Origin of the sequence: Paramagnetospirillum caucaseum (assembly GCF_000342045.1) — a bacterium.
In the GTDB taxonomy this organism is placed as follows: domain Bacteria; phylum Pseudomonadota; class Alphaproteobacteria; order Rhodospirillales; family Magnetospirillaceae; genus Phaeospirillum; species Phaeospirillum caucaseum.
Map to the genome: position 1 here is coordinate 1 of NZ_AONQ01000123.1, position 5873 is coordinate 5873.

A 5873-nucleotide genomic window follows, 5' to 3' on the forward strand; every position below is an offset into this window, starting at 1 on the left:
GCCGGAATGCCATAGTGGCAGAGATCACGCTGGGAGATTTTCGGTTCGCCCCAATTGTGGCTCATCCAATGCCATACTTTTTCCGCCAACCGCATGTCTGGATCGACCTGTGATTTGCGGTAGATGGCGAGCTTCTGATCCAAGAAATAATACATCAACGCGATGGCTGCTTGGACCTCAGGCGTTTCAATGGTGGCCTTGTCAGGTCCACCAACAAACAGGGTCATAATCCCAGCCAGCCTTGCGGCAGTCTCCGAGGCTCTGATCGCCGATGTGCGGATTACCGCCAACTTTTCTCCAGGTCGCGATTGCACCGTCATGTCATCCATGAATCTCAAGAACAGAGCTTCTGCGTCGGAGGACATGATGAGCGGATTCTCGACCCTGACCTCATTACGATTCTCGACCGCCCCAGGATGTTGGACCAAGGCGGCGATTCGCTCGTTGAACTTATTGATGGTTTCGCGATGTGTTTTCGCGTCGCCTTTGGGAGTGGCTTTCTCCATATACGGGGCTTCAGCTACATTGAATCGCGGGACAATGCCCTGATCGGCAGTGTATTTGCCGTGCAGCAATGGCTCGGCATATTGCGGTTGAACCATGAGGTGGGCGGTTAGCCTTCGCCCTTTGAGAATTAGCCACTTACCAAAAATGGTTCGGGTGTACTTGGTGCCGCTCCATAGACATGTGAACAATGCGACCATGTGCGGATCATTGGACGCATCGTGGATGAACGCGACCGAATCGTCATTGCTCACGCAGAGTGACGGCTGCCCGTCTTTCAGGCAGTTTATCAGCCCACTGTAGGTCGCCATGCCAGTGACCATATCGGGGCGAAGCGGCGGAAGTGGCTCATTGATTGCCTGTATCGCTTCATTTATCTCTGCGGAAGTATATTGCCCCTTCATATCCTTTCGAGTTTCCTTGCACTCTTGCTTATATGCGTCGGTTTCAATTTCGTATTTGCGAAACTCCTTGCCGTAAGCTGCCTCCAGAACGTCGGCACGGGCGTTGATGGCTGCCATTGCAAGGGATTCGGCGGAGGTTTTGCCCGCACCTGATTCTGCGACAGACAGGAAGTAGCAAGAAAGCGGCTTCTGGCCCTGCCGTGGCACTTCGACATCAGTTATGTGCTGGGTGGCGAACGAAAGTGCAGTCAGGACGCTTTGACCTGCAATTACAACCGCAACCTGCCGCAGATCGTGGATAGCGAGGATAGTCTCACGGATTTCCTTCGGAAGCAGGTCGAGGGGGTAGTCTTTGTCATCTATGGGTGTAATATTATCCATGACGCTTCACCAATTTCACGAGTTCAACAGCGAATCAACATGATGTTGCTCGTGTCTTGCCAATGAAATTAGCCGCCAATTAAGGTGCGGTCAATCTGGCGTCACGCGTAATAATGGCACTTATCACAGTGACGGCACCGCTTGTGTGTTGTGTTATGCCAGAAGCCACGCTTCTAAATATTTTGATGCGGGCTAATTTCAGAATGCATCTACCAGACTGCGAGCAACAATCCGCAAACGCAGTGGCGGGAGAGCCTTTATAATTCTCCCTCGACCTCTGCCGTTCTGACCGGCGGGGCCTTTGTATTTTTTTCGGCCTTCGCATCATCTAAAAGCGTCAGCAAATTGCTATTTCTTTCAACTATCCGAGCAAGCGTCATGGCATGCCACTTTCCTCCTTGGAAAGTTGGAGCAGAACTCGCGTCAATTGATCTCATTCTTTCAAGCTTTCTAACAAGGTTTGCCTTCCCAATAACTCCATCGCATATTAGTTTTTTGATGATCGGAACAATGACAGCATCATAGTCATCAACCATTGACTTCCTGCCTATAGATAATTCTGGCTGCTTATCATCCTTGCTATTTTCGCACAATTTTAGATACGCACTGTATAGGCTTCGGTGAATAGATAATGCCTCGGAAACCAACTCCTTCTGCGTAGCCATATTAGTTTCGCGGTCATTAGGGTCTGAACTTAAGACAGCAATATTGAGTGCAATAATATCTTTAAGAATCGCCGGGTTTTTGACATCTGAAATGTTATCGACGACTAAAACGGGCATGTTTTCCAGATGGTTCTGGATCATCGATAGCCCATCTCCACCATCCCGCTGACTTTCAACAACAACCTCTAAGAGGGTGCCGCCAGTGACCTCCGTTATAAAGCGGTGAAGTTCGGCAACGCGGCGGTCGGTGTCCCAGCTATGACCGGTCTTGACTATGTATCCAACAAATTGGTTAGAGAGCATCAGCCTTCTCCCGGAAAAACACAACACGGGAACCGTATGGTCGTGCTGTTAATATAATGCTGGTCTGGTTATGAAGCATTGTTATTGCTTCATACTTACTGTTGTATGCACGCCGATATCCGGCAACTTCACCGCAAAATCGAGACGAACATCAGGCGGTAGCAATTGTTAATCAAGGGATATCGCGTGGATTTTGCTTCGATTCGGCCATGGTATCCATCTCGAACGCCAGTCGAGACTGCTTAGATTCCATGAACGATTCATCGGTGTCGAGTCTTCCCTCCGACGCCTAATGCATCTTGAATGGAAGGCTGATTTCACCGGCCTCAAACAGCCACTGCCTATGCCGCATTCGGGAATCTGGGGGCGGTCGCAGATTGCTGAACATACGAATGGTCAGCAATGCACCGAGGACGCTGAGGATTTTTGGTGGGCGGGGATGAAGGTGGTGAACCTGATCCGCACCGATGCCCGAGCATCAGCGATATCGGGATCATCATGGCGAGCATCGACCGGTGCCGTATAAATATGCCGCCGCGTTTGGATCAAATGGATGACCTTGAAGCCATCTTGGACGTGTCATTCTGGCCTAAATGCCAAAAATCAGAACCCTGCCGGTGTGGTCACTTCGATCAGGGGGGGGCAAATCAATGGAATTGAGGGGGGAGGGAGTCCGTCATTCCCTCCCCTCGATTTCGGGCCATTATTCCGACTTGCCAACGCGATTGCGTTTCGCCTTTGCTTTGGCGATATCGATCTGGCTATCCAGGCTGCCCGCCTTCACAGCGTTGGCAATCTGCTCCAAGACCCCGATCAGGTCTTTGTCAGTCTTACCCGCGACGACAGTCGGTTTCGCGGGTTCGATCTCCACCACGGCGGAATGCCCGTATTTGACCTGGACGAGCTTCGTGCCATCGGCACCCAACCAGAACCAGGGCTTGGGCGGGCGAGCGACGACCTGACGAGAAGTGCCGGTTTCGCTCTTCACATACCGCGTGCGTTCGACACAGTAGTTCGGATTCTTGATCAATTCGATCTGATGCGTAATGCCGTCCAGCACCACTTCACGCCCACTCTTACGCCGCGTCTCAACGACAAGAGGACGCTTTTCAGAAGTAAGCTTAAGGTTAAGCATCGCCGCCTCCATGTTAAATCCGCCAAATATATAATCATTGATTCGCTATTTTTGCAACATAGCCACAGCAATAATTCTGATCATGCCGTGACTTCACATAAAACCAGCAATAGCTTAGGCACATTCGCGTGCCATTTCGATGATTTCAGACCATATAACAGACTTGATTTCAAAAAGTTTTTCAGCACCTGCCATGTATTCAATTGCTTCGTCATTATTTTGAGCTTCTGCCGCAGCAATGCGGGAGTTTTGCTCCAGGTCCATCAGGGTCACATGGAATCTCACCAGTGCATCCAGCCCCGGCTCGCGGCCACGGGTCATCGATGTTGAGCACCAGGAAGGTCTTTTTCCCCAAAGTGAAGAAAACTCACGCTGTGAACTGACAACGCCCAACTCTTTAATTTCTCTGTAAATATCTTTTAGTACAACCATCATTGCCTCCTTGCTGTTGCAGTAGTATTTATCAAATTAATGATGCCGCAAATCCACTTTGAAAAAATATGTTGCTGTCCATATTGTTTATATTTCGGTCACGCTGATATATTGCCTCCCTCCTCTGGGAGGCATCCATGACCCTGGCAAAACTGCCTTTTACAATGAGAATCTGTGGATTGGACGAACTGGCCGACGAACTGTCAGAGTTCGCTCCGTCTTATGTCGTGTCGATCCTCGACCCCGGCGAAGACGATGGTGAGCCTTTGGTTTTTCCCGCGTCAGTCAGTGTTCTGCGTCTTAGGTTCTTCGATTTTCACTCGCTGGGAGGCGTGGTCGGCAAGGCATTGGCACGACAAGGGCGAGACGAAAATCCCTGCATTGACCATGCGGAAGCCATTATCCATTTTGGAAGGAGCATCCCTGTGGGGGCCAAGGTTTTGTGCCACTGTTGGGCTGGAATCAGCAGGTCTACTGCCGCTGCATTTCTGCTGGCCCGGTTGCACCTGCCCGAGGCTGACGCCATGGAACTGGTGATGGCCTTGCGACCTGGAGCGATACCGAACAGGCTGCTTTTGAAGTTCGGTGAGAAAATTCTCGGGGTCGATGGGCGAACGGTGCCCGCTCCGGGAGATCAGAGGCGTGGCGTTAGCTCTCGCTCAATTAGATCGAGCAATCGTTGAGCATCTTGTAAAGCGTCGCGAAGCACGTCAAGGACACACATCATCTCTGATCTGATTTGCCTCTCGTCACAGATCGGAGGAAGTCTTCCTGGAGAAACAGAAACTGCGTCCCGTGGGGAAATTGTAAAATCATTCAAACGCATCACACACCTCGTATTATTTTATAAATATATTTATCATGCGTCTTCGCGATTTTGAGCCAGCCGACAAAATTGTTTATCTTATTTCATTTACTGCGGCTGGACGTGTCCGACGAACTGACGGACAGAACACGCCAATTCGCGTCGTAGCCCTGGGCAGAACTGTCGCAGATGCCGTGGTGACGGTTACAGACGGCTCAATGAGTAAGCATTCTGATCGCCGGTATGCCGCCGTGGTGGTTTCGGGAACCGCTTTGCAGTGGGGGAATGCCGGTATTTGCGGACAAGACAGCACCATCGACCAGTTTCTGGGCAGTTCAATCTGGCTGCAATCCGGCCAAATTGATGGTGTGATCATGAATCCGACCATCAGGGTCAATAGGATCACCCAGGTCGATCCGAGGACGGGTGATGTCGATTTCAATGACCTGGGCCGCAACTGCATGTCCGATTCTCGGACAAAGGTCGGTCATTCCTCATCGGCGGGATAGCGTTCCATATGTTTCAATATTCGCCGAATTGCAAAAATGGCGATCTCATCGCATTTGGAAATGTCAGCCCCATCACCCTTTACGTAACGAATGTCTCGGAACGCCACTTCGGCATACATTCTGAGGGTCTGCTGGTCTGAAATTGCGATTCCATGGGGGATGAACCCCTTGGACGGTGATGTCCATAGGTCATGGTGAAAAATCCACTCCATGGCGATCTCTGCGAACTGGCTGACTTCGGACTTTCGCGTGTCGCAATAGCGGCCACGGTCCCACAGATTCATCCCGTTGGCGTCTCGACCCAGAACAGCAGCCTTTTCCCTTCGCCAGAACTCGGGGTCGCTGATTTCTCGTTCAGTGAGAGGCGGTGGAACTTGAGAGCCACTGGGCTTTCCCGTGTAATACACGCCCTCCTGCCCCATCGCGGGCAACGCCAGAACAAGGACAATAGCAAATGCGACAGAATGCGTTTTGAGCATGATTGCCTCCCAACAAAGTGGGGCGGCTCACAATCATATCAGCTTCATTGCATGATTTAAATGTAGTCGGAGTATATTTTTCACGAACAGCAGAAAGAAGTTCCCTGGTCAACTTCCAGAGGAAGCCTTTGAGTAGTTGATGGCGACCCTGGTCGGTCGGTTTTCATCCCTTTTCCTTCAGCACCCCGGCCTCGATCCCTGCCGCCATCACCACATCGCCCATGGCCCCTCGTAATTCGTCGGGCAGGGTGATGGC

Annotated in this window: 7 protein-coding genes; 2 read left to right on the plus strand and 5 right to left on the minus strand. The window is 51.1% G+C overall.

Features of this window, described 5'->3' with window-relative positions; translation table 11 throughout:
* From H261_RS22190 to H261_RS25180, 4 genes are all read right to left on the minus strand, one after another.
* The coding region (locus H261_RS22190) for a DUF3987 domain-containing protein (protein ID WP_008622290.1) at positions 1-1289 on the minus strand (1289 nt) is incomplete at its 3' end.
* Positions 1290-1546: 257 nt separating this feature from the next.
* Entirely contained in the window at positions 1547-2257 is a 711-nt protein-coding gene (locus tag H261_RS25175) for a hypothetical protein (protein WP_152427067.1), read from the minus strand.
* 703 nt (positions 2258-2960) lie between these two features.
* The gene (locus tag H261_RS22195) at positions 2961-3392 is read right to left on the minus strand and encodes a hypothetical protein (RefSeq protein WP_235063024.1); all 432 of its coding nucleotides are present in this window, start codon (positions 3390-3392) and stop codon (positions 2961-2963) included.
* A 114-nt stretch (positions 3393-3506) separates the two neighbouring features.
* Positions 3507-3827: a DUF6626 family protein gene (locus H261_RS25180; RefSeq protein WP_152427068.1), complete on the minus strand. Its 321-nt coding sequence runs from the start codon at positions 3825-3827 to the stop codon at positions 3507-3509.
* Positions 3828-3961: 134 nt separating this feature from the next.
* On the opposite strand from H261_RS25180, the gene H261_RS24285 reads away from it, so the two are divergent.
* Together H261_RS24285 and H261_RS25185 are read left to right on the plus strand one after the other, a co-directional pair.
* A complete protein-coding gene (locus tag H261_RS24285) occupies positions 3962-4507 on the plus strand; it encodes a dual specificity protein phosphatase family protein (RefSeq protein WP_008622292.1) in 546 nt (181 codons plus the stop codon).
* 178 nt (positions 4508-4685) lie between these two features.
* The gene (locus H261_RS25185) at positions 4686-5138 is read left to right on the plus strand and encodes a hypothetical protein (RefSeq protein WP_152427069.1); all 453 of its coding nucleotides are present in this window, start codon (positions 4686-4688) and stop codon (positions 5136-5138) included.
* Here H261_RS25185 and H261_RS22200 read toward each other — a convergent pair.
* The gene (locus tag H261_RS22200) at positions 5117-5617 is read right to left on the minus strand and encodes a hypothetical protein (RefSeq protein WP_008622293.1); all 501 of its coding nucleotides are present in this window, start codon (positions 5615-5617) and stop codon (positions 5117-5119) included. The two genes, H261_RS25185 and H261_RS22200, sit on opposite strands and share 22 nt — an antisense overlap.
* Positions 5618-5873: the final 256 nt, after the last annotated feature.

What these genes read in the sequence shown, in the direction of transcription:
- H261_RS25175 (WP_152427067.1), bottom strand. Translation starts at nt 2,257, where the DNA reads ATGCTCTCTAACCAATTTGTTGGATACATAGTCAAGACCGGTCATAGC.
- H261_RS25185 (WP_152427069.1), top strand. Translation starts at nt 4,686, where the DNA reads ATGCGTCTTCGCGATTTTGAGCCAGCCGACAAAATTGTTTATCTTATT.
- H261_RS24285 (WP_008622292.1), top strand. Translation starts at nt 3,962, where the DNA reads ATGACCCTGGCAAAACTGCCTTTTACAATGAGAATCTGTGGATTGGAC.
- H261_RS25180 (WP_152427068.1), bottom strand. Translation starts at nt 3,827, where the DNA reads ATGATGGTTGTACTAAAAGATATTTACAGAGAAATTAAAGAGTTGGGC.
- H261_RS22195 (WP_235063024.1), bottom strand. Translation starts at nt 3,392, where the DNA reads ATGCTTAACCTTAAGCTTACTTCTGAAAAGCGTCCTCTTGTCGTTGAG.
- H261_RS22200 (WP_008622293.1), bottom strand. Translation starts at nt 5,617, where the DNA reads ATGCTCAAAACGCATTCTGTCGCATTTGCTATTGTCCTTGTTCTGGCG.